The organism is Thermodesulforhabdus norvegica (genome assembly GCF_900114975.1).
GTDB classification, from domain to species: Bacteria; Desulfobacterota; Syntrophobacteria; order Syntrophobacterales; family Thermodesulforhabdaceae; genus Thermodesulforhabdus; species Thermodesulforhabdus norvegica.
On sequence record NZ_FOUU01000008.1, the window covers coordinates 60703 to 82745 of the forward strand.

19 protein-coding genes are annotated in these 22043 nt (G+C 49.3%); 4 read left to right on the top strand and 15 right to left on the bottom strand.

Features of this window, described 5'->3' with window-relative positions; genetic code table 11:
- Positions 1-16 precede the first annotated feature (16 nt).
- The 8 genes from BM091_RS10840 to BM091_RS10875 all read right to left on the bottom strand — a co-directional run bounded on the left by BM091_RS10840 (position 17) and on the right by BM091_RS10875 (position 12277).
- The gene (locus tag BM091_RS10840; RefSeq protein WP_093395748.1) at positions 17-1318 is read right to left on the bottom strand and encodes an adenylosuccinate synthase; all 1302 of its coding nucleotides are present in this window, start codon (positions 1316-1318) and stop codon (positions 17-19) included.
- Positions 1319-1447: 129 nt separating this feature from the next.
- Positions 1448-3271 (bottom strand): M48 family metallopeptidase, encoded by a 1824-nt coding sequence (locus BM091_RS10845; protein ID WP_093395750.1) that lies wholly within the window; start codon positions 3269-3271, stop codon positions 1448-1450.
- Between the two features lie 32 nt (positions 3272-3303).
- On the bottom strand, positions 3304-4353 hold the full coding sequence (locus BM091_RS10850) for a KpsF/GutQ family sugar-phosphate isomerase (protein WP_093395751.1): 1050 nt from the start codon (positions 4351-4353) through the stop codon (positions 3304-3306).
- Positions 4354-4363: 10 nt separating this feature from the next.
- The gene (gene purF / locus BM091_RS10855) at positions 4364-5785 is read right to left on the bottom strand and encodes an amidophosphoribosyltransferase (protein ID WP_093395753.1); all 1422 of its coding nucleotides are present in this window, start codon (positions 5783-5785) and stop codon (positions 4364-4366) included.
- A gap of 28 nt (positions 5786-5813) precedes the next feature.
- The gene (gene carB / locus BM091_RS10860) at positions 5814-9071 is read right to left on the bottom strand and encodes a carbamoyl-phosphate synthase large subunit (protein ID WP_093395754.1); all 3258 of its coding nucleotides are present in this window, start codon (positions 9069-9071) and stop codon (positions 5814-5816) included.
- 10 nt (positions 9072-9081) lie between these two features.
- The gene (gene carA, locus BM091_RS10865) at positions 9082-10254 is read right to left on the bottom strand and encodes a glutamine-hydrolyzing carbamoyl-phosphate synthase small subunit (protein WP_093395756.1); all 1173 of its coding nucleotides are present in this window, start codon (positions 10252-10254) and stop codon (positions 9082-9084) included.
- A gap of 169 nt (positions 10255-10423) precedes the next feature.
- Entirely contained in the window at positions 10424-10588 is a 165-nt protein-coding gene (locus BM091_RS13965) for a hypothetical protein (RefSeq protein ID WP_093395796.1), read from the bottom strand.
- 72 nt (positions 10589-10660) lie between these two features.
- Positions 10661-12277, bottom strand: coding sequence for a putative sulfate exporter family transporter (locus BM091_RS10875; protein WP_093395757.1), 1617 nt, complete (start codon positions 12275-12277; stop codon positions 10661-10663).
- A 373-nt stretch (positions 12278-12650) separates the two neighbouring features.
- On the opposite strand from BM091_RS10875, the gene BM091_RS13970 reads away from it, so the two are divergent.
- A complete protein-coding gene (locus tag BM091_RS13970; RefSeq protein ID WP_177193620.1) occupies positions 12651-12809 on the top strand; it encodes a hypothetical protein in 159 nt (52 codons plus the stop codon).
- 28 nt (positions 12810-12837) lie between these two features.
- Positions 12838-13659 carry a transporter substrate-binding domain-containing protein gene (locus BM091_RS10880; RefSeq protein ID WP_093395759.1) on the top strand — a complete coding sequence of 274 codons (822 nt, stop codon included), beginning with the start codon at positions 12838-12840 and terminating at the stop codon, positions 13657-13659.
- Between the two features lie 49 nt (positions 13660-13708).
- Here BM091_RS10880 and BM091_RS10885 read toward each other — a convergent pair whose 3' ends face one another.
- Both BM091_RS10885 and BM091_RS10890 read right to left on the bottom strand, forming a co-directional pair.
- Complete coding sequence (locus tag BM091_RS10885) at positions 13709-14530, bottom strand: purine-nucleoside phosphorylase (RefSeq protein ID WP_093395761.1); 822 nt, start codon at positions 14528-14530, stop codon at positions 13709-13711.
- Between the two features lie 219 nt (positions 14531-14749).
- Positions 14750-15790: a deoxyguanosinetriphosphate triphosphohydrolase gene (locus BM091_RS10890; protein WP_342745463.1), complete on the bottom strand. Its 1041-nt coding sequence runs from the start codon at positions 15788-15790 to the stop codon at positions 14750-14752.
- On the opposite strand from BM091_RS10890, the gene BM091_RS10895 reads away from it, so the two are divergent.
- Positions 15743-16990 carry an LptF/LptG family permease gene (locus BM091_RS10895; RefSeq protein WP_245735353.1) on the top strand — a complete coding sequence of 416 codons (1248 nt, stop codon included), beginning with the start codon at positions 15743-15745 and terminating at the stop codon, positions 16988-16990. The two genes, BM091_RS10890 and BM091_RS10895, sit on opposite strands and share 48 nt — an antisense overlap.
- Before the next feature lie 11 nt (positions 16991-17001).
- On the opposite strand, the gene BM091_RS10900 is transcribed toward BM091_RS10895, so the two are convergent.
- The 5 genes from BM091_RS10900 to BM091_RS10920 all read right to left on the bottom strand — a co-directional run bounded on the left by BM091_RS10900 (position 17002) and on the right by BM091_RS10920 (position 20928).
- Positions 17002-17877 carry a metal ABC transporter permease gene (locus BM091_RS10900; protein WP_093395766.1) on the bottom strand — a complete coding sequence of 292 codons (876 nt, stop codon included), beginning with the start codon at positions 17875-17877 and terminating at the stop codon, positions 17002-17004.
- Complete coding sequence (locus tag BM091_RS10905; protein WP_093395767.1) at positions 17843-18589, bottom strand: metal ABC transporter ATP-binding protein; 747 nt, start codon at positions 18587-18589, stop codon at positions 17843-17845. The genes BM091_RS10900 and BM091_RS10905 overlap by 35 nt, the downstream gene beginning before the upstream one ends.
- Positions 18589-19464: a metal ABC transporter solute-binding protein, Zn/Mn family gene (locus tag BM091_RS10910; protein WP_093395769.1), complete on the bottom strand. Its 876-nt coding sequence runs from the start codon at positions 19462-19464 to the stop codon at positions 18589-18591. Before BM091_RS10910 ends, BM091_RS10905 begins: the two co-directional genes overlap by 1 nt.
- A 65-nt stretch (positions 19465-19529) precedes the next feature.
- Positions 19530-20384: a heterodisulfide reductase-related iron-sulfur binding cluster gene (locus BM091_RS10915; protein WP_093395770.1), complete on the bottom strand. Its 855-nt coding sequence runs from the start codon at positions 20382-20384 to the stop codon at positions 19530-19532.
- A complete protein-coding gene (locus BM091_RS10920; protein WP_177193622.1) occupies positions 20377-20928 on the bottom strand; it encodes a 4Fe-4S dicluster domain-containing protein in 552 nt (183 codons plus the stop codon). The genes BM091_RS10915 and BM091_RS10920 overlap by 8 nt, the downstream gene beginning before the upstream one ends.
- A gap of 236 nt (positions 20929-21164) precedes the next feature.
- Here BM091_RS10920 and BM091_RS10925 point away from each other — a divergent pair, with 236 nt between their 5' ends.
- Positions 21165-22028, top strand: a complete 864-nt coding sequence (locus BM091_RS10925; protein WP_093395774.1) for an inositol monophosphatase family protein — start codon at positions 21165-21167, stop codon at positions 22026-22028.
- The last annotated feature ends 15 nt before the right edge of the window (positions 22029-22043 follow it).

A 22043-nucleotide genomic window follows, 5' to 3' on the forward strand; every position in this document is an offset into this window, starting at 1 on the left:
GAGGCTTCAGGGGCTCTCATGGCGCCTGCTCAAAGAAAGGTCTCTTGACTATCGTTTCATGCCTGGATGAGCCAACCGAAATCATCCAGACCGGTACCCCTATAAGCTCTTCCAGTCGTTCAACGTACCGCCTGGTGTTGCCCGGCAGGTCCTGGTAAGAACTGACCCTGGAAATGTCTTCGTTCCAGCCCGGAAGGACCTCATAAAGGGGCTCACACCTGGAAAAGGTCTCAAGGTCACAGGGTGCCTCGTCCAGAATTTCGCCGTCGACTCTGTACTTTGTTGCAATCTTTACTTCGGGCAACCCGGTCAGTACGTCAAGTTTGGTCAGCACCACTGCTTGAAAGCCGTTAAGTCTGGCCGCCTTCCTGAGCATCACAAGATCAAGCCATCCACATCGACGGGGACGGCCGGTAGTTGAACCGTATTCGCCTCCACGCTCTCTGATCTGGTCCCCCAGGTCACCGGAGAGCTCTGTTGGAAAGGGACCGGAACCAACTCTGGTTGTGTAAGCCTTAACGACACCGACGATATAGTCAAGGCTTGAAGGTCCCAGGCCGACACCACAGCATACATTACCCGCAAGGGTGTTAGAGGAGGTCACGAAGGGGTAAGTGCCGTGATCGACATCGAGAAAGGTTCCCTGGGCACCTTCGAATAGTACGTTTTTCCCCTGAGCGAGGTATCGGTTTACATACAGAGAAACGTCGTCTATGTAAGGTTTCAGCCGAGATCCGTACTCAAGGTATCTGCTTGCGGTATCTTCTTCCGATACCGGTTCTACTCCGTAGAAATTGCGCAGCAGGAAGTTTTTCTCCTCCAGGTTATTCTTCAATTTTTCCAGAAAAACCTTTTCGTTTATCAAATCGTGTATTCTGATACCCGCCCGGGCGGCTTTGTCTTCGTAACACGGCCCAATGCCCCTGCCGGTTGTGCCGATTCTGGACTTCCCCTTACGCATTTCACGGGCATTGTCCAGCGCTTTATGGTAAGGCATTATGACATGAGCATGTGCGCTTATTTTGAGCCGATCGGGTGTTACGGGAATTCCCTCACCTTCCAGGCGTTCGATTTCTTCCAGAAGCACTCCGGGATCAACCACCACCCCGTTTCCGATCATACAGAGTATGTGAGAATGTAAAATACCCGAAGGGATCAGGTGAAAAATCCTTTTTTTGCCGTTTACAACAAGAGTGTGCCCTGCATTGTTTCCGCCCTGGAATCGCACGACGGCATCTACCCTATCGGCTATTACGTCCACTATCTTTCCTTTTCCTTCATCACCCCACTGGGTTCCCACGATTACAAGAGCAGGCATTGTTCTTCTTTCCTCTCCTTTCACGTATTGAAATGGATGATCGCAATCTGCTGTGCCGGAGACGACATAGCTTATCTACAATACCAGGAATTTCGCAAGGGAAAATAGTCACAATTTGGCCTTTGAGTTTTATTGACTTTCCTGATGTTTCAGTCTGTTTAAAATCTTGAGGCGCTGGGATTGGTAGTAACGGCTGGAAGGGTCAAGCTTTATGGCCTGTTCAATAGCTTCTAAAGCCTTTCTATAATCGCCGGAAGCAAAGTAGGCTTCGGCAAGTGTGTCCCAGATATGGGGCTTTGAAGAATCCAGTTCAATCGCCCTTATTGCATATTCCACGGCCTTTCCGGTGTCTCGATACGGAGGAGGTGCAGTGGCATACAGCCATGCAAGGTTATTACAGAGGTCGGGATGGTTGGGATAGATCTCAACGCCTCTTTTGAGTGTTCGTTCGGCCTCGCTGTATCTCTTCTTCTCCAGAAGGTATGCTCCGTAGGCGGCATATATGTCCGCCCGCTCTACGGGGCTTTCCACTTCACCCTCCAGAACCGTTATTATCATGTCTATGTCGCGACTTCGATACCAGTCGGTATGTTGCAAAACCCAGGTTGTGAGCATGAATAAACCCAGGATGACGAAAAAAGTCTTTATCGATCGGTTCATCCTTCTGTCGTGACCTTCAATAACCTCGGGATTAGATGCGGCCGCAGTAAGAAATTCAATCCGTTCCCTTATACTGTAGTGATGCCAGCTCGGGAGGTCTTCTGTGTTACCGCTCGCAACGGCGATCTTTTGAAAGGACCTTATCAGTGGCCATGGATCACCAGTCGCCACAAGTGCATAAGCATCCGCCTGACGCTCGCTATTTCTGAGAAAATATCCGAAAATATATCGGAAGTACGCTATGAGGATCATCAACGCGGGCATAGAGCAAAGCAGGACGAAAAGAAGCTGTTTTATCGGGCGTTGGGAAAAGGCGAGCTTTACGAAGAAAACCGAACGGCTCAAAAATGTAAATACCAGGTCACCAAGCCCGTACATTATTACCCCGAAGCTGAGGAAGAAGAGAAGAAAGAAAGGCATATGTCGGAGCTTTATGTGGCCCATCTCGTGAGCTATTACCGCTTTTAATTCTTCATTTCCAAGCAACCGATAGAGAGCAGGGGTAATCAGAATATAGCGCCATCGTGGCAAAAAACCCACAACGGCAGCCGTAAGAGCCCTGCCGCCCATTAACGGCCAGAACAGGAAATCCTTTACTACAAAACCTTTGTCCCGGCAGAAGCGCTCCAGAATCAACCGTTTTTCGTCGAATGGAATGGCCTTGCACCTCCATACTCTCACCACAAGAGGAGGCCCGAATAAGGCAAAGACGGATAGAGTAAGAGCTATGGGGATGATTTCATACCAGGAGTAATCGGAAAAACCGGAAAACAGCGTTTCTTCTAACAGCTCGGAGGCTAAAGACAGAATCAGCCAGGGTGTTAGAAGACCGGCGTACAGGATTATCTGCTCACGAACATAGCCCCAGGACGCGAGATCGGCGTTGCCGCACTTTACCCTCAAGGCATGACCGTCCAGCCAGATGATGATGAGATAAACAAAGTAGAGCGCTAGTCCCGTCAGCGCTCTAAGTGTAACGGAAGAATAAAAGGGTGTGTTTTCAGGAAACAGACACTGGATGTGAAGACCGTAAGTCAACACCACCAGAAAAACGAGGGCCACTATGTTCAAAAATCCTTCCGTCAGATGGATAATTACGGCGGGAGGTAATTTGTTCGTGCCGAGTTTACGCAGTGCTCTTTTGTAACCGAAGCGACATATAATGTGAAATATCAAATACTGAAGCAAAAGGGCGGCAAAAAGCCTGTACTTCCCGAAAAAGGTGGGAAGATCGGTGGGTGTTGTGGTGAAAATGAAAATTACGATGAGGAAGTAAATAATCTGAGTGTACATGGTGTCCTTTTATCGGAAAACGGGGATACCGCTCAGTCGGTCAGGCGAAACTGTACCTTACCTTTTCCCAGCAGATCGTGAAGATGCAGTATTCCCACCACCTGATCTCCCGGAATAACAACGGGAAGAACCGTTATCAAATGGCGCTCCATAATCTGTAGCGCATCGGCTACGGCAGAATCCGGAGAGATGGTTTTCGGCTCTTTCGTCATGACTTCGTCGATTACCAGTTCGTAGAGCTTGTAACCCCACTTGGTGATTGCCCGTCTCAAATCACCGTCGGTAAAAATCCCCAGAAGTTTATTCTCACAGTTCACCACCAGCGTTGCTCCCAGACCCTTCACGTTCATTTCCTCTATGGCTTTATCCATAGAAGTGCCGGGCAGGACAAGGGGTATATCACCTCCTGTTTTCATTAGGTCACGAACGGGAATTTTAAGCCTCTGGCCCAGATGCCCTCCGGGATGAATGGTTCGAAATTCTTCAGGCCCGAAATTTTTCTCCCGGGCCAGAACAACGGCAAGGGCATCCCCCATGGCCAGTGCCGCCGTGGTGCTCGTTGTTGGGGCGAGTCCGAAAGAACAGGCTTCTCTCGGAACCGCTACATCGATTACGATGTCACTCAACTTCGCAAGAGTCGATAAGGGGTCACCTGTTATGGCAATGATCTTTACATCCAGCGGTTTAACTGCACGAATCATCTGGTTTAACTCACCGGTCTCACCGCTGTTGGAAAGGGCGATAATGACATCTTCAGGTCTTACCATTCCCAGATCTCCGTGCAGGGCTTCCGCCGGATGCAGGAAAAATGAAGGGGTTCCCATACTGCTTAGTGTGGCGGCGATCTTCCGAGCTATAATTCCCGACTTACCTATACCACAGGTTATTACCCGACCTTTGCAATTAAGAAGAAGAGCAATTGCTTCTTCGAAGCTCTTGCCGAGACGCTTCCTGACGGTCAGAATCCCTTCGGCTTCAATGCTCAACACTTCTCTGGCAAGTTCCAGCAAATCCGAGCTTTTAAGATCTTCGCCGGATTCTTTCGTCGTCACCGGCTTTGTCCATAGCAGGCAATTACCCATAAAAAACCTCTTATTTTTCGAAGCAGTCTTTTTGGAGTTCTGCCTCACACGGAATAGGGTAGTCCCCGGTAAAACAGGCGACGCAGTAAGGATGATTACGGCAACGCGCTCCCGTTGCTTCCAGAAGCCCTTCCAGACTCAGATAACCCAGAGAATCCAGCCCTATGAAGTCTCTTATTTCCTCAACCGAGTGGGACGCCGCTATAAGTTCTCCTCTCGTGGAAAAATCAATCCCGTAAGGACAGGGATGTCTGTGAGGAGGACAGCTCACAAGCATGTGGAGTTCCTTGGCACCGGCCTGCCGCAGGGTGTGGATCCTCGTTCTCGTGGTTGTTCCCCTAATTATTGAATCCTCTATGAGAACTATACGTTTACCGCGGATTAGCTCCTTTACGGGATTGAGCTTAACCCTTACGGCGAAGGTTCTCATATTCTGACTGGGTTGAATGAAGGTTCTGCCTACATAGTGGTTTCTTATGATACCCATTTCGAAAGGTAGATTTGAAGCTTCCGCATAACCGAGGGCGGCATAGTTGCCCGAGTCGGGAAAGGGCATAACCATGTCTGCGTCGATGTCGTATTCTTTTGCAAGGAGCTGGCCGAGACGCTTTCGAACCAGATACACATTTTGGCCGAATATACGACTGTCGGGACGGGCAAAATAGATGAATTCAAATATGCAGTAGCGCGAATCGGTTGTCGGAAAAGGGAAAACAGACTTCATTCCGTTGTGGTCGATTATTAAAATCTCGCCCGGTTCGATGTCCCTCAGGTAGTGAGCTTCTATCAGGTCGAAGGCACAGGTTTCCGAAGCCACCACATAAGCGTCATGGAGTTTTCCAAGACACAAAGGCCGAAATCCCATGGGATCTCTTACGGCAATCAATTTGTCCCTGGTACAGATGACCAGCGAATAGGCCCCCCTGACCTCCTGCAACGCCCTGATCAGGGCCTCTTCGAGTCCATACTTCAAGTTCCTGGCCACGAGATGCATTATCACTTCTGTGTCCATGGTGGTCCGGAAGATTGCCCCCTGAGATTCAAGGTCTCGCCTGAGTTCAACAGCGTTCACCAGATTTCCATTGTGGGCTATGGCATAATATTCACGACCATGAAACACCACAAAAGGCTGGGCGTTTGAAAGAAGTGAAGAGCCTGTGGTCGAATATCTAACATGACCGATGCCCAGATAGCCCCGAAGAGATTGAAGGATCTCTTCACGGAAGACTTCTGAGACGAGGCCCATGTTCTTGTAGTCTCTCAGGCGATTTCCGTCAGATACGGCAATACCTGCACTTTCCTGGCCTCGATGTTGCAAGGCATACAATCCGAAGTAGATCAATTTCGATGCATCTTCATGGCCGTATATTCCGAATATTCCACATTCTTCCCGTCTTGATGGAGTAAAAACCTCAAGGGGCGGACACCTCATGGGCAACTGCTCACCTCTTATTTTTGACTCAGGCTTCGGCCGCCATCTTCATGGACAGAACCTCACTATGATATTCCTGAAGCGACCTTACCGTCCAGTCTCCTTTCCTCAGGGCTGAAACCGCCTCGGCCAGTGCTGCAGCCCCTGCTATGGTCGTGGTATAAGCGATGTTGTAAAGCAGCGTAGCTCTTCGGATGTGGAAGGCGTCTGATTGAGTTTTGCGCCCGAGGCTTGTGTTTATAACAAGATGGACTTCACCGTTTTTGATGTAGTCGATAACGTGAGGGCGACCCTCGCTGATCTTAAAAACCCTCTCGGCCTTTACGCCGTGATCTTTCAGATAACGACAGGTCCCCGTGGTTGCTATGATCCGGAATCCCATTTCTTCGAAGCGTTTTGCCACCGGGACGACCTTCGGTTTGTCTCGATCATGAACGCTCACGAAGACCGTGCCCGATGTGGGCAGTCGATAACCCGTTGCGGCCTGAGCCTTGGCAAAGGCAATACCGAACTCCATGTCAATTCCCATAACTTCCCCTGTAGATTTCATCTCGGGTCCCAGAAGAATGTCAACACCCGGAAAGCGGTTAAAGGGGAAGACCGATTCCTTCACCGAAATGTGGGCCGGTACGACTTCCTTTGTGAACCCAAGCTCTTCGAGGGTTTTACCCATCATTACCTTCGTTGCCAGCTTTGCAAGAGGTACTCCGGTAGCCTTGCTCACAAAGGGAACAGTTCGAGAAGCCCTGGGATTGACCTCCAGAATGTAAACCGTTCCCCTCTGAATGGCAAATTGAATATTCATGAGGCCGACAACTCCCAGTTCACGGGCTATCAACTTCGTCTGTCTTATCAATTCATTCTGAAGCTCCTGCGGAATGCTTATAGGCGGAAGCACACAAGCACTGTCTCCCGAATGGACACCGGCGGCTTCGATATGTTCCATTATTCCACCAACAACGCAAAGCTTTCCATCGCTTATCGCGTCAACGTCAACCTCTATGGCGTCCTCCAGAAATCGGTCTATCAGGATTGGATGCCCGGGGCTGACCTCCACGGCGGTCTTCATGAACTCACGGAGAGTTTCTTCGTCGTAAACGATCTCCATGGCACGGCCACCCAGAACGTATGAGGGCCGAACGACGACAGGGTAACCTATACGGCGTGCATGGAAAATGGCTTCGTCAACGCTTGTGGCAGTAGCGTTTTCCGGTTGCCTTAACCCCAGTTTTTTCAGGAGTGCCTGAAACCTTTTACGATCCTCGGCTCTGTCGATCGCATCAGGTGACGTTCCGAGTATTCGGACTCCGGCTTTTTCAAGCGGTACGGCCAGATTAAGCGGTGTTTGACCGCCGAACTGGACGATTACCCCGATGGGCTTTTCCGTTTCGATGATTTCCAGAACATCTTCCCTCGTAAGAGGTTCAAAGTATAGCTTGTCCGATGTGTCGTAGTCCGTGGACACCGTTTCGGGATTTGAATTAACCATTATAGACTCTATGCCCAGTTCTCTCAGTGCAAAGGACGCATGGACGCAACAGTAGTCGAATTCAATTCCCTGACCAATTCGATTTGGCCCTCCTCCCAGTATGACCACCTTCTTTCTTGATGACGGCCTGGACTCGTCTTCGTCCTCGTAGGTCGAGTAATAATAAGGTGTATAGGCCTCAAACTCGGCTGCACACGTATCGACCAGCTTGTAAACGGGTCTTACGCCGAGTTTCATCCGCTTTTCAAAAACCTTCAGCTCATCGGTTCCCGTCAGTTCACCGAGTCGAACGTCGGAAAAGCCCATGGCTTTAACGGACTTCATGCCCTCTTTTGAATCGAGAAATCCTGAAATGCCCCTGCATCTGGCCTTTATAAACTCTTCACATTCCACAATCTCCTTGATCTGCTGTAAAAACCAGGGGTCTATCTTGGTCCGCTCGTAAATCTCATCAATCGAGGCGCCGAGTTTAAGAGCCTCGGCAATCTGAAAGAGCCGTTTGGAGTTGGGGTAGCTTATCCTGTCGAGAAGTGTTTCGAGATATTCGGGGCCGCTATCGGCGGGTGGATCGGTAAATCCGTAACGTCCTATTTCAAGGGAACGTATTGCTTTCTGGAGAGCTTCTTTGAAGGTTCTCCCTATAGCCATCGTCTCGCCCACGGATTTCATCGAAGTGGTAAGAAGGTCGGGGGTTCTGGGAAACTTTTCGAAAGTAAATCTCGGGATCTTAACAACCACATAATCGATCGTGGGCTCGAAAGACGCCTTGGTTTCCCGGGTAATGTCGTTAGGAAGCTCGTCCAGAGAATACCCTACGGCCAGCTTAGCGGCCATTTTTGCGATGGGGAAGCCCGTCGCCTTTGACGCCAGGGCGGACGACCTGGAAACCCTCGGGTTCATCTCAATAACCACCATCTCGCCGTTTTCAGGGTTAACGGCAAACTGAACGTTTGATCCGCCCGTTTCCACGCCGATTTCCCTCATTATGGCAATAGCCGCATCTCTCATTTTCTGATATTCGCAATTGGTCAGGGTCTGAGCAGGGGCTACCGTTATGGAATCGCCGGTGTGGACTCCCATGGGATCAAAATTTTCGATGGAGCATATAATAACGACGTTGTCTTTGTTATCCCGCATTACTTCCAGCTCAAATTCCTTCCAGCCCAGCACCGATTCCTCCAGCATGACGGTATGGATCATGCTGGCATCCAGCCCCCGCTGGACTATTTCAGCGAGTTCTTCCCGGTTGTAGGCCACCCCACCTCCGGTTCCTCCTAGCGTAAAGGAAGGGCGGATTATAATGGGAAAACCTATTTCTTCGGCTATCTTTTCTGCTTCTTCCTTGGACCTGGCTATACCACTTTTGGGAACCCGAAGACCTATCCTCTTCATTGCTTCACGGAACTTATCACGGTCTTCGGCTTTCTCTATGACTTCCGGCCTGGCTCCGATCATTTCTACGCCGAACCTGTCGAGAACACCCTCTCGGGCCAGAGCAATGGCCGTGTTCAGGCCCGTCTGCCCCCCCAGGGTCGGCAGCAGAGCGTCAGGGCGCTCACGCTCTATTATCTTGGCAACGGCCTCCACGGTTATGGGCTCAATGTAAGTTCTGTCGGCCATGCCCGGGTCCGTCATTATTGTGGCGGGGTTGCTGTTCACGAGAACTATTTCGTAACCTTCCTCTTTCAGTGCCTTGCAGGCCTGGGTACCTGAGTAGTCGAACTCGCAGGCCTGACCGATTATAATCGGGCCTGACCCGATAATAAGGATTTTCTTTATGTCCGTACGCTTCGGCATGCTACGCCCCTCACATTCCCGACAAGTTTTTGTGTTTTCTTATCATTTCAATAAACCGGTCGAAAAGGTACGTTGCATCGTGAGGACCCGGGGCTGCCTCGGGATGATACTGGACACAGAAAAGCGGAATATCCCTGTGTTCGAGACCTTCAAGGGTCTCATCGTTCAGGTTAATGTGAGTCAATCGTACGGAGGAAGTATCCAGTGAGTCGAGATCAACACAGAAGCCATGGTTCTGGCTGGTTATTTCGATCTTACCCGTGGAAAGGTCTTTGACAGGCTGATTAATCCCACGGTGACCGAATTTCAGCTTGAAGGTCCGACCTCCTAGGGCAAGCCCTATCAACTGATGCCCCAGACATATTCCAAACATGGGCCTGGTGCCGAGGAGTTTCTTCACAGTTTCAACGGCATAGGTTACTGCCGCAGGGTCCCCTGGACCGTTGGAAAGAAAGATTCCATCGGGATTATAAGAAAGTATAACTTCAGCCGGAGTATTGGCCGGAAATACAAGAATCTGGCACCCTCTGCGCTCAAGGTTTCTGAGAATGTTATATTTGACCCCAAAGTCAAGCGCAGCTATGCGATACCCGGAAAATTGAGGGTCCCACTCCTTTTTGGGTTGAGGTTTCCCGTGCAGCCAGAGATACGGTTCTCTGCAGGTTACATGACGCACCATGTCTATTCCAACAAGCCCGGGAAAATTTCTCACTTCTTCAAGCAATTCCGCCATGGTCCTTTTATCTGAGGCGTCAACCCCCACGGCTATGATCCCCTTCATTGCTCCGGCAAGTCGAATATGCCTTGTGAGGGCTCGGGTATCAACACCTTCTATGCCTATTTTCCCGGACTCCTCCAGGAATTCAGCAAGGCTCTTCTCACTTCGCCAATTGCTGGGAACTTCGTGATATTCACGGACTATAAAGGCTTCCACCTGTACGTTTCTGGATTCCATATCGGCGTAATTGATCCCGTAATTTCCCATGTGCGGGTAAGTCATTGTTACTATCTGACCCTTGTAAGAAGGATCTGTGAGGACCTCCTGGTAGCCGGTCATTCCGGTATTGAAAACGACCTCACCAAGAGCCTTGTTGTTTTCCGTTTGTGTAAAGGCTCTGCCGGAAAAAACGGTTCCGTCCTCCAGGATAAGAACCGCCGGTGTACGCTCCCACCTAAATGCCATGATTTAGCTCCTCGATCGGGCAGGTGTTGAGATTAGCTCCATCATTAAAAGCCGACTAATTCTAATCATCACCTCAGAGTTGGCAAGTTCAAAAGGGAAGGGCACAAAAAAGCCCGAATGCACGGTGCATTCGGGCTCCGGCTTTAAGTTGCTTTTCCGGATATACCTTCTATCCGTGGCTTGCCGGGAAGAAGGTGTAGCTGACCCAGATTAAAATACCCAACAATATTATACCCAGCCCCAGACTGTAACCGATAAGCTTTTTCTCAACGGGCATCAATTCGACATATTCCATTTTCTTAAGTTCTTCGGCCAGTTTTGGTTCTTCCGCCATGTCCACTCCCTCCTTATTTGCCGTAAGGGGAAGCATGAGGGCTTCCCCGGACTATTTCATAACCGGGCCACATCAGCCCGCAATTACGGGCGGCTTAACGCCGTGGAAGAACACCCAGGAGATAAATAGACCAATCCACAGGATAAAACCGAAGAGGCAGATCAGATAAACGGCTGCCAATCTGCCTATTCCTTCCTCCCAGAGCTTGCGGAAATTGGAAACGACGCCTATGGAGAAGAAGGTCAGGAGGAAGAAATACTTACGAAGCGAGCCAGTTGTAACAGCCCCGGCCTTTTTGGCTTTGTTGACTATCGACTGCTCCTTTTTCACCGACTCTTTGAGGCGTTCGATCTCTTCTTTCTTTGCGGTGATTTGAGCGCTGATCTCTGCCTGCTTTGCGGTATCGGTTGTCCTGGCAAGGGTCGCCTCAAGATGAGAAATCTCCGATTTCAGGATTTGAACCTTTTCGTTAACCGGTCCAAGGGCTCGTGCTGACGGATAAGTCAGGAACAAGAGAATCAGGAAGGTCAGGGCATAGCCCATAACGAATTTGGGGAATCGATCCCATATTTCTCGTGCCTGGACTCTTTCGCCCGGTTTGCACTCTATCTTGGCGCACCAGATGTAAGCCAGAATAAAAGCCCAGATGGGAATGAAAATATCAATGAAAACCTTAATGGTCGTCGCCGTGAGGAGCATCCACCCCTCGGCATACTTGATTCCCATTGCCGTCTCGGCCTTTGCCCTTATCAGGGCATCCACCACCGCACCGGAGGCTACGGCAGCACCGTCGGTTTTTACGGCTAGACCCATCCATGCACCGGCAACGAGGGGTTCCTTCCACAGAAAGGCCTGAGAAAAGAAAGGAAGTATCAGGAGCTCAACAACGGCGAAGATAACAACCAGCGAAGACACCATTATGGGGACCACGGGGCGAGCCCTTATAGCACCACCGGTAGCAATTGCGGCCGACACACCGCATATGGAAATTCCGGAGGCAAGAGGTGCAGCCCACTCTGGACTGAATTTGAAGTACTTACGGGAAATCCAGTAAACAAGCGCCCAATAGATGAGATAAGCCTCAACAATTGCACAAAGACCCCGGAACATTATTGCCGTTGCCAGCCCGAATGAAGTTGCGGCTTTAAGCCCCAGAGATACACCGAGCATAACGATTGCCGTTTTAATGTAGAACTCCGGACGGATTGCGTCTTTAAATTTTTCCCCAAACTGGGGGAAGAAGTTGCCGAAAATGAGACCCACAATCAGGGCTACTATGTATCCGGCTTCACCCGTGAGCTTTAACGACCAGGGAATTCCGGCCTTCTTGGCATCTGTTGCGGCAATGTAAGCCCAGTGCCCGAGCAACCAGCATGCGAAGCTTATCCAGAAAACCAGAGTAAATCCCACCATGAAACGCCCGGTATTTCCACCGAGCAGGCTAACTCCGATGGTGGTTATTCCGAGCATAAAGAGATATGTGAAGACAAGCGACCAGAATCCTGAGATGTTGACCTCTTTTGAAACAGGAGAAAGAGCTTTGGAAAGGCTGGTCCATACACTGGTTTTGACAACCCATCCTAATGCATCAACCCCCAGGAAGTTTAACATACCCAGAGCAAATAAAAACATACCGATCCAGAAAGCCAGCCAGTCCTCGTTAAGGATACCCTTTTTTTCCGCTTCCATGACTCCAATCCTCCCGTTTGGAGTTATAATTGCGGAAAGTTACGTAAATGCCGTCATCACCGCGGAAACCTCCTTCAACCCTTTTCCTATCACCCCCTCCCCGTGAGTTTGTGAAAGACAGCCTCAAAAAAATTAACTCCGGATTCCGTAACCTTCAAGAAGAAATTGTGAAACCTTCAACATTTAAGCTCCTGAAAATAGTAACGTCCTGACCAGGAAGAGGATGCCGATGAAAACATCCGCAGAAATGATTTTAACTCTGATAGCCTGTGAAAAAAGTCAGCCCGCTGTGAGATTTAAAATTGACAAACTCAGACACTCATAGCATAGGGGAACATGAGCTTTCTGTTTTTCATCGGCTAGAGGACGGAGAATGAAAGTGAGAGACCGGCTTGAGGCCGTAGAGGTTCAGTGTCCTAAGTGCAAGAACACTAAGATTATTTATATTCCCAAGGAAGCAATCCCTAAGTGTGAATCCTGTAACGTGACAATGGTTATAAAGGAATTACTGGACGAAGGTAAGTCCTATTAACAACAAAGGTCCATGGGGAGGTTTAAGCATGAAGAAATGTTTTGTGGGATTACTTTGTTTTGCCTTCGCCTTATTTTTAACTCTACCGGCTAAGGCCGCCGATTTTGAGCTCGCCAAAAAATCAACTCTTGAAGAGATACTGAAAAGAGGTGAGCTGAGGGTCGGCTTTGAAGCCGGGTATATGCCCTTTGAGATGACCGACAAGCAGGGCAATTTCATAGGATTTGACATAGATATTGCCAAGGAAATGGCAAAGGCCATGGGGGTTAAGTTCGTCCCGGTAAACACCGCATGGGACGGAATTATTCCAAGCCTTATAACCGGAAAGTTTGACATAATCATGAGCGGTATGACCATAACCCAGGAAAGAAATCTCAAGGTTAACTTTGCCGATCCGTACATCATCGTCGGACAGACGATACTACTGCACAAAAAACATGAAGGAAAGGTAAAGTCCTATAAGGATCTCAACGATCCATCCTTTATCGTAACATCCAAACTTGGAACCACAGGGGAACAGGCTGTTAAAAGGCTGATACCGAAAGCTACATACAAGTCTTTCGAGACCGAAACGGAAGCGGCTATGGAAGTTTTGAACGGAAAAGCGGATGCTTTTGTTTACGATCTTCCTTACTGTGCCGTTTTCTACGCCCAGCACGGAAAGGACAAGCTGGTTTTCCTCGATCAACCCTTTACTTACGAACCCATAGCCTGGGCAATCAATAAGGGTGATCCGGACTTTCTGAACTGGCTTAACAACTTCCTGCGCCAGATCAAGAACGACGGCCGGTATGAATATTATTACAATAAATGGTTTAAGAGCACCGACTGGCTCAAAGATGTTCAATAGAAATAAGGACTCGGAAGAGTGAAAAAACTCTTCCGGTCCTTCTTTTTCGTCAGGCTTTTTTGACCAGCTCTGAAAAAAGCTCCATTAACCTGGGAGCCGCTTTTTCCGCAGTGGCTATGACCTGTTCAAGTGGTGCCGGTTCGTAGCAGTCGGGCCTGTTAACATTGGTTATCACCGAAAGGGCAAGCACTTCCATACCCATGTGAACCGCCGTTATGACTTCCATAACGGTTGACATTCCCACCGCATCGGCGCCAAAAGCACGCAACATCCTGGTTTCTGCAGCCGTTTCCATGCTGGGCCCCAAAACCCCAGCATAGACACCTCTGTGAAGAGTTATCCTGCGCTCCCTTGCGATGTCCAGGGCGATCTTTTGGAGCCTTCGACTGTAAGGCTCCGTCATGTCGGGAAATCTGGGTCCCCACCGATCCACGTTTGGTCCCATCAGAGGATTTCTTCCCGTGAAGTTGATGTGATCGACGATAAGCATGAGATCGGCGGGCTCGAAGAGGGGATTCAGCCCGCCTGCGGCATTGGAGATCAGCAGTATATTCACTCCAATAAGCCTCAGAACCCTTACGGGAAAGGCTATTTCATGGGGAGAATACCCCTCATAGAGGTGAAACCGCCCTTTCATGGCAACCACGGGTACATCGTTCCAGAGACCGAAGATCAGCTTTCCCTCATGACTTTCAACGGTGGATCTGGGAAAGTGAGAAATTTCTTCATAGGGTATGGAAAAAGCGTTTTTCAGATCCGATGCCACGGATCCCAGCCCCGTTCCCAGTATTATTGCCCGATCCGGGAGAAAAGGGGCTTTTGATTTTACGAATTCAACGGCTTCACCGACTTTTTTTTCGACATCCTGCATTGGTGACCACTCCCCGTCTGCTGAATTTTTTCCACAGTAAGACCGCTTACTTCGCCAGTCTTCTATTGTCGTTCCCCATTTCAGTCAACCGCTCCTATAAGCCGCAAAAACAACTCAACTTGATGCCTGCCCTTACAGAAAAAATGTTTCAAATTGGAGGAGCTAATCATACACCGGTGCCTATCTCCGGAGCGCCCCGTTTAACAGCGGGTTTTTCTCTCACAATTTCATCCAGGGCTTGGGAAGGAAGAGTTTTTTATAAAGTTCCAGGGCATAGCGATCCGTCATGCCCGCGATATAGTCACAGACCTGTCGCTCCCGGGGTACCTCAGGTTTGATGGGGCCTATTTCCATGACGAAAAGATCGTCGTCTTTCATCAACAGGTTAAGAAGGTCTTCAATGACCTTTCTCGCCTTGTCGATTTCTGAACGTAGAAAGGGGGACTCATAGACCCGCTCAAAAAGAAATTCCCTGAGCTCGTTAACGCAGTGGAGCATTTCATCACCAAGCATTATTGATTCCAGTCCGCATTCCATACTTGCCCTGATTACGTCGGCTACGAGGCTGTGAATGCGTTCGCTGTGTCTGTTACCCAGTTTTTTTCTTATCTGCTCTGGAACGTCATTTTCGTTGATCATTCCGGCTCTCATCGCGTCGTCCAGATCGTGACTCAGATAAGCGATTATATCGGCAACCCGGACGACCTGCCCTTCAAGAGTCTTAGGACTTCTGGAGCGTCCTGAGACAATCGTACCCCATCTTCCCTTGGAATGATGAAGGATTCCGTCTCTGACCTCATGGGTCAGATTCAACCCCCTTCCGCCTTTTTCAAGGACATCGACCACCCTTAAGCTCTGCTCCCAGTGTTTGAACCCACCCGGCATAAGCTCGTTAAGCACCCGTTCGCCTCCGTGACCGAAAGGGGTATGGCCCAGGTCATGCCCCAGAGATATTGCCTCTATGAGATCCTCGTTAAGCCTAAGGGCTCGACCTATTGTTCTTGCTATTTGAGAAACTTCCAGTGTGTGGGTAAGTCGGGTGCGGTAATGATCTCCGGTGGGCGATATGAAAACCTGGGTTTTGTGCTTGAGACGCCTGAAGGCTTTGCTGTGGACAATCCTGTCTCGATCTCGCTGATAGCAGGTGCGAAGAGGGCATTCTTCCTCGGCATGGAGGCGACCAAGAGTGTAACGAGCTTTCTGTGCCCTGGGATGCAGGAAGAGCTCTTCCCGTTCTTCCAGAAAATCTCTCAAAAAAATCTCCGCTCCGACCCCGTCTTTCAGAACTTTCCCGTTGCTTCTCATGCCTGCTCGTTGCTACTATACCGTCCGACCATGAAAATACTGGAAAAGTACATTTTAAAAGAAATTGCTCTGCCTTATGCTTTCGCTCTAATCGGCACCTTCTTTTTGCTGCTTACCGGCCGCATGGTTCAACTCACCAGCTACCTTCTTCGCTCATCCGTTTCGATCTACGATATCATCATTTTGATGGTTCTCGCCACTCCTAAATTGAGCCTTTACGCAATGCCTTTTGTGACGATGGTCGCCGTAGCCCTGGCTTTTCATCGCATGAACGGAGACAAAGAGCTCACTGCAATAAGGGCAGTTGGGGTGAGCATCAGGCGCCTCTGGCGTCCCATCCTTGTCTTTGCCATGATCAACACCCTCCTCGTAACCTTTTTGTCTGTTGTGCTTCTTCCTCACTCCAATGCCGCCTTCAGAAAGAAGCTGAACAATATGGGAAGAGCCGGTATTACGGCCATCCTTCAGGAGGGTATATTTGTAGATATAATACCCGGCCTGGTGTTTTATTTTCAGGACGTTAATCCCGGTGAATTTACGGCATACGGGGTTTATATAGAAGACCACCGGGATCCGAAACATCTCATAACGATAATAGCGAGAAGTGCAACGATTTTTTATGACAGGTCAACGGAGCGGATTTTTTTCGCCATGGAGGACGGCTTCATCATGCGGGATTCAGAGAATCGTGGAGGAGAAGCTCCAAGGAGTCAGATCGTACGCTTTGAATCTTATCGGATTGCTATTGATCCCGGTGAGCTGGGAATTGGGAGAGGTCTCAGGGGCGGAGGCAAGAATGAAATGACCATGCAGGAACTGAGAAAAGCCGCGAGAGAGTCGAAGGATCGGCATGAAGCGAGGCGATACGGACTGGAATTCCACCTGAGAATTGTGCTTCCCCTGAGTTGCCTTTCACTTGCTTTTCTTACGGTTGCCCTGTGTCTGTATGTTCCGGATAAAGTACTTCGCCTGAGAGAAAGTAGCATAATCTGGTCGGTTCTCATCACCATGGCCACCTATCTCCTTTATTACTTTGCCGTCTCCTTTAATAAGGGTCTTGCCGAAAACGGGATAATGTCACCCGGGATTGCTCTATGGACGCCCTGGCTTATCACTTCGGCTCTGGCTATGTGGTTGTGGCGGAAGGTTCATTAAGGCATGGCCTTTTAAACCAGCCGTCTTATTTTAAAACGAAGGAGAGAAAATGCCTCGGTGACGGCAAAGATGGTTGAAGCCGTCAGGATTATTGCCGGCCCCGGTTGAAGGTTGAAACAGAGGGCTACCAGAAGCCCCACAATAAGAAATAACAGGCTTACCAGAGTACACCCTACGAACATGTGAGCAAGAGAAGGCACCCTGGGCTCTACCATATAAGCTGGTATCGACAGCAAAGCAATTACCAGAATAAGCCCGACAAGCCTCATGAGAAAAACGACGGTCACGGCAGAAAATATCAGGAGCAGATTATAAAAAAATCTAACCGACAGACCTCTTGCCGTTGCAAACTCATGATCGTAAGAAACTGCCAGCAGTTCGTGATACCAGAAATAGCAACAGGCAATAAGAACAACGTCGAGAAGCATAAGGCTACGAAGTTCTGTGGGGGTTACCGTCAGAATACTCCCGAATAAATAGCCCATTATGTCCGGTCTATAACCCGGAGAAAGATTAATCAGCAATGCCCCTATGGACATTCCCGCGGCCCATATGGTGCCTATAAGGGCATCCGATCTGTGACGGTTTCGATCGCTCAGATATCCCAGTATAATAGAGCATAACACGGAAAAGCCTATTGTTGACGGTAGCAGAGGAATGCCGAAGAAAATGCCGATTCCAACCCCTCCATAAGCGGCATGAGCAATTCCGCCTGCAAGAAAGACCATGCGATTCACAACGACAAGACTTCCGACTATTCCGGCGGCGAGAGCTGCAAGGAAAGTCGCCAGAAAGGCGTATTTCATAACTTCCCAGGCCATCCAGTCGGGCATTTCTTCTGTCCTTTCACCGTCAATGTTCACGCAATACTCGATGAGGTATGCCATGAGCGACAAGTTCCACGGGGCAGTGATAGAGGGCGTCAATCATTCCCGGTGTAATTTCCGCCCTGGAATGGTACACAACCCTTCTGTTAACACAGGCCACTGACTTAACATAGGAAGAAAGCACACTCATGTCGTGGCTTACCACGACTATCGTGATGCGAGAGTTAAGCTCCCGTAACATTTCATAAAGCTCCGTATGAAAGGCTCTGTCAACGCTGGCCGTGGGCTCATCAAGAAATAGAATCTTCGGATCGGAGACGAGAGCCCTGGCAATCATCACTTTCTGACGCTGACCGCCGGAAAGCTCCGAAATTTTTCGGTTCTCCAGATCCAGCAGGCCCATGCGGTCGAGAATTTTTTGAACCTTTTTCTTTTGTGCTTTCCCGTGCCGTATCCGATCCGGCAATAACCCCATCATGACAACGTCGATAACCCGAACCGGAAAGTGAGCGTTGGGATTGGTTTCCTGAGGCACATAGCCGATCATCGACCTTACCTCTGCGGGGTCTTTGCCGAAGACCTGCACCGTGCCACGCTGGGGTCTCAGAAGACCGACGCAGAGCTTGAGGAGGGTCGTTTTGCCTCCTCCGTTAGGCCCCATGAGAGCTACAAAGTCGCCCTCGGGTATCGAAAACTCCACGTTGTCCAGAACCAGGTTATTTCCGTAGGCAAAGGAAACATCCTTGAATACGACGGCTCCGTTGTCGGCCATTAGCCACCCCCTAAGCTACGGGCTATGAGCTGTGCCGCCCTGCGAAGATTTTCGCACCAGTTATAGGCGAGAGGGTTAAGGACCTCTATCCTCATGTTCCATAGTCGAGAAAGCCTTTCAGCTTCGGCCGGCGGTGGACTTCCAAACACAAAAATTACCTTCAAATTATTTGCCTTTACCGCTTCGGCCACTTCTTTTAGGGTTGACGGTCCGGGGCCTTTCCCTTCCTGTTCTACGGCAATCTGCCTGATCCCGTAAGCTCTGGCGAAATAGCCCCAGGCAGGATGATAAACAACAAAGGCCTTTCCACGAAAAGGCGCTAGGATTGCCGAAATTTTTCCGTCCAGAAAAATGACTTCGGTGACCCACCTTCGATACTGTTCATCGAGAACATCAACCGGATTGGACAGAGTTTCGTCTGTTCTTGAAAGGATCGACGATCTCAATTCTCTGTAAACGGTTCTGGACATCTGGAGCATTATCAGGGGATCAAGCCACAGGTGAGGATCGGAACCGTCTTTCTGACGAATTCCCATAAGCCCCACATCATCTGCCAGATTTATGATCGGAAGTTGAGGAAACATCCTGGAAATTCTGGGAAGCCAGATCTTTTCGAACTCAAGAAGGCCGATTGCAAAGAAGAGCGAAGAAGACCCTATCCTTGAAAGATCTGATGGCTTTGGCTCGTATGTGTGAGGATCCATACCCGGTGGGACAAGACTGACCACCTCCACAAGGGAACCACCTATGCGTTCCACCATGTATTTTTGAGGGGGAATGGATACGGCGATCTTTAAAATAGGTTCTGCAGAGACCCCTTGAGCTGTTACCAGCACTATTGCCACGGCACAGGCCAGAGAGACCAGAACCTGCATAAAATAACCTCCGGTTTTTGAATATCCGATATACTCTAGCACCGGAGGTAGCAGACGACAACTCGTTACAGCCAGCCTTTCTTTTTGAGCAGGTTTACAGGGGATACGAGATGTCTCCGAAACCACCAGCCCGGAGGTCTGATTCCCAGAGCAATAGATAGGATTTCCGTGAAATGCAATATCGGCAGGACGGTGAATTTCTGTCCTCGAGTTTCCAGATTAAAGTGACACATAGCACATACCGTGATTATGGCCTCTGCACCGGCTTCCGCTGCGCCGTTTACGATCCGGCATGCGAGCTCCTCAACAATTTCCGGTATTGCTCCTGTGAGATAGGTACCACAGCACCTGTGCACATGAGGCCATTTTACTCCGGTAACACCGAGGTTTTCCAGGATGCTCTGTATGGATTGCTCGTCAAACATTATGGCGCCGTTTACCTTGCTTTGCTGAGCCCGGGTGCATCCGAAGTAGAGAGCGCAACGCAGGTTTTCCCTGTCAGCCGAGACAATCCGGGCAAGATTGTCAACCCCGATCTCGGTCAGAACTTCCAGATAATGCACGATCCTCACGCCCTCTTCAGGAATAGTTCCGAAAAGTCTGCTTACCCTCGAAGCGAACTCAGGATCCTCTTTCAATCTCCTCTGAACTATATGTAGTTTCGTCCAGCATTTAGGGCAGGCAACCAGAAGAGTTTTTCCCGGGGGAACCTTTGTGAGGTTTCTTGCGGAAAGGAGAAAATCGATTTCCTCACCGGCTACACCCGTGGCAGCGCTTCCACAGCAATTCCAATCGTCCAGTTCTCTGAAACGGAATCCCAGCTTCCAGAAAGCCTGCTGGAGTGATGCATAGTTTTCCCTTGCCGAACTGGCCAGTGAACACCCCGGAAAGAAGACGAGATCTTTGCTCGGATCAGGCATGTCTCACCGCAGGCAGCTCAAAGATTTGACGGATTTCTCTGTAATTCCTCACCTTTGAAGGCAGAAAATCCAGCTTGTGCTTTATGAGCATTTTTATTCCCAGTATTGCATCCGAAACAATCTGTCCGGACGATAGTCGATGTTTCAGGACAACGTTGAGTTCGTGAATCCTTCCGTATCGGGCAATGGATTCCCGCATCTGCTTTTGAAATCCCGCCACTTCAGGTAGTGCTACGGGGACGTTGTTAAGAACTGCCCATTCTTTGAGCTTTCTGAGTACTGACGGGATAGGAATTGCATTTGGACAAACCATGCTACAGTTCTGGCATTCCACACAAAGCCATAGAGTTGTACTCTTTAGAGCTTCTTCAAAGAAGCCGAGATTTAAAAGTCGCACAATTTTAGTGGGGCCCAGATCCATAAAAGAGTAAAGGGGACAACCGTTGGAGCAGGCACCGCACTGATAACAGCGGCGTAACTGCCTTGATATACTCTTGAGGACAAGATCGTTTTGACCGTCCTGTGTGGAAGGTAAAGCCGGCACATTTAACTCCTTATAAAACAAGTTTGATGACAACTAAACATGTAATCTTAATTTGTGAAAGAAAGTATAAAAATTGATGATAAAATAGTCAACCCCGTGGGCCACAGTACCGACCTGCCTGAAGCTCCATGAAAATTTCTTGTAAGCCACCGGGAGAATACTAAATATTTTTATATGAGACCGTTGTTGTTCTGAGTTTCTGGTTAAAGCTATCTCTGTCCTGAAGGAGGGTTACTATGGCATCGGGAGAAAGATCGGAATACGATGAATTAAGGACCTTGATGGAAGAAACTCTTATTAAAGCAGGTGAACTCATCAAAAAAGCCTATCTATCTCAGACCAGTTCCTTCCATCACAAGGATAAATTTGATTATGTCACCGAGACTGATAGAAACAGCGAATCCCTGATCAGAAAAATGCTCAACAGCCGTTATCCCGATGACATGGTAATCGGGGAAGAAACCTTCTCAGGACAAGGGCTTCCACCTGAACCCTGCTGGATTGTTGATCCCCTTGACGGCACCACAAACTTTATACACAGATTCCCCCATATTTCCGTTACTATTGCCAGATGGGATGGTAAGGATCTCGTGGCAGGCTGTATTTACGATGTGCTGAGGAATGAGTTGTTCACGGCCGTAAAAGGCAACGGTGTGTATCTAAACGGTTCTCCGGTGGTCTTGCCTCCGAAAAATGATGTGCTTCATAGCCTGGTTGCCACGGGTTTTCCCTTTAAGAGAAAAGACATAGCCAGACAATATCTGGCCTCGTTTCAGGAAATTTTCCATCATGTAAGCGATATCCGTAGGGCCGGATCTGCCGCTTTAGACCTTGCCTATGTGGCCGTAGGCCGCCTGGACGGTTTTTGGGAAGTGGGGCTCAAACCGTGGGACATTGCAGCAGGCGTGTTGATGATTAGAGAAATGGGCGGGATTGTAACCGATTTCTGGGGTACTCCCGAGGTCTTGCAGAGCGGTCATGTGGTTGCCGCCAGAACCCCCGAGCTTCATTCTTTGATCCTCAGAGCCGTTAAGAAAAGCCTGGCACCTGCTCTTGGCGAGGAAACCACTCTCAAGACAACACATTGCCTGCGCAGGTAATTATGTGCTAGAAAG

Bases quoted from the DNA above. Each gene is read 5' to 3' on its own strand.
- BM091_RS10840 (WP_093395748.1), bottom strand. From the start codon at position 1,318: ATGCCTGCTCTTGTAATCGTGGGAACCCAGTGGGGTGATGAAGGAAAA.
- BM091_RS10845 (WP_093395750.1), bottom strand. From the start codon at position 3,271: ATGTACACTCAGATTATTTACTTCCTCATCGTAATTTTCATTTTCACC.
- BM091_RS10850 (WP_093395751.1), bottom strand. From the start codon at position 4,353: ATGGGTAATTGCCTGCTATGGACAAAGCCGGTGACGACGAAAGAATCC.
- purF (WP_093395753.1), bottom strand. From the start codon at position 5,785: ATGAGGTGTCCGCCCCTTGAGGTTTTTACTCCATCAAGACGGGAAGAA.
- carB (WP_093395754.1), bottom strand. From the start codon at position 9,071: ATGCCGAAGCGTACGGACATAAAGAAAATCCTTATTATCGGGTCAGGC.
- carA (WP_093395756.1), bottom strand. From the start codon at position 10,254: ATGGCATTTAGGTGGGAGCGTACACCGGCGGTTCTTATCCTGGAGGAC.
- BM091_RS13965 (WP_093395796.1), bottom strand. From the start codon at position 10,588: ATGGCGGAAGAACCAAAACTGGCCGAAGAACTTAAGAAAATGGAATAT.
- BM091_RS10875 (WP_093395757.1), bottom strand. From the start codon at position 12,277: ATGGAAGCGGAAAAAAAGGGTATCCTTAACGAGGACTGGCTGGCTTTC.
- BM091_RS13970 (WP_177193620.1), top strand. From the start codon at position 12,651: ATGAAAGTGAGAGACCGGCTTGAGGCCGTAGAGGTTCAGTGTCCTAAG.
- BM091_RS10880 (WP_093395759.1), top strand. From the start codon at position 12,838: ATGAAGAAATGTTTTGTGGGATTACTTTGTTTTGCCTTCGCCTTATTT.
- BM091_RS10885 (WP_093395761.1), bottom strand. From the start codon at position 14,530: ATGCAGGATGTCGAAAAAAAAGTCGGTGAAGCCGTTGAATTCGTAAAA.
- BM091_RS10895 (WP_245735353.1), top strand. From the start codon at position 15,743: ATGCAGGAAGAGCTCTTCCCGTTCTTCCAGAAAATCTCTCAAAAAAAT.
- BM091_RS10900 (WP_093395766.1), bottom strand. From the start codon at position 17,877: ATGGCATACCTCATCGAGTATTGCGTGAACATTGACGGTGAAAGGACA.
- BM091_RS10905 (WP_093395767.1), bottom strand. From the start codon at position 18,589: ATGGCCGACAACGGAGCCGTCGTATTCAAGGATGTTTCCTTTGCCTAC.
- BM091_RS10910 (WP_093395769.1), bottom strand. From the start codon at position 19,464: ATGCAGGTTCTGGTCTCTCTGGCCTGTGCCGTGGCAATAGTGCTGGTA.
- BM091_RS10915 (WP_093395770.1), bottom strand. From the start codon at position 20,384: ATGCCTGATCCGAGCAAAGATCTCGTCTTCTTTCCGGGGTGTTCACTG.
- BM091_RS10925 (WP_093395774.1), top strand. From the start codon at position 21,165: ATGGCATCGGGAGAAAGATCGGAATACGATGAATTAAGGACCTTGATG.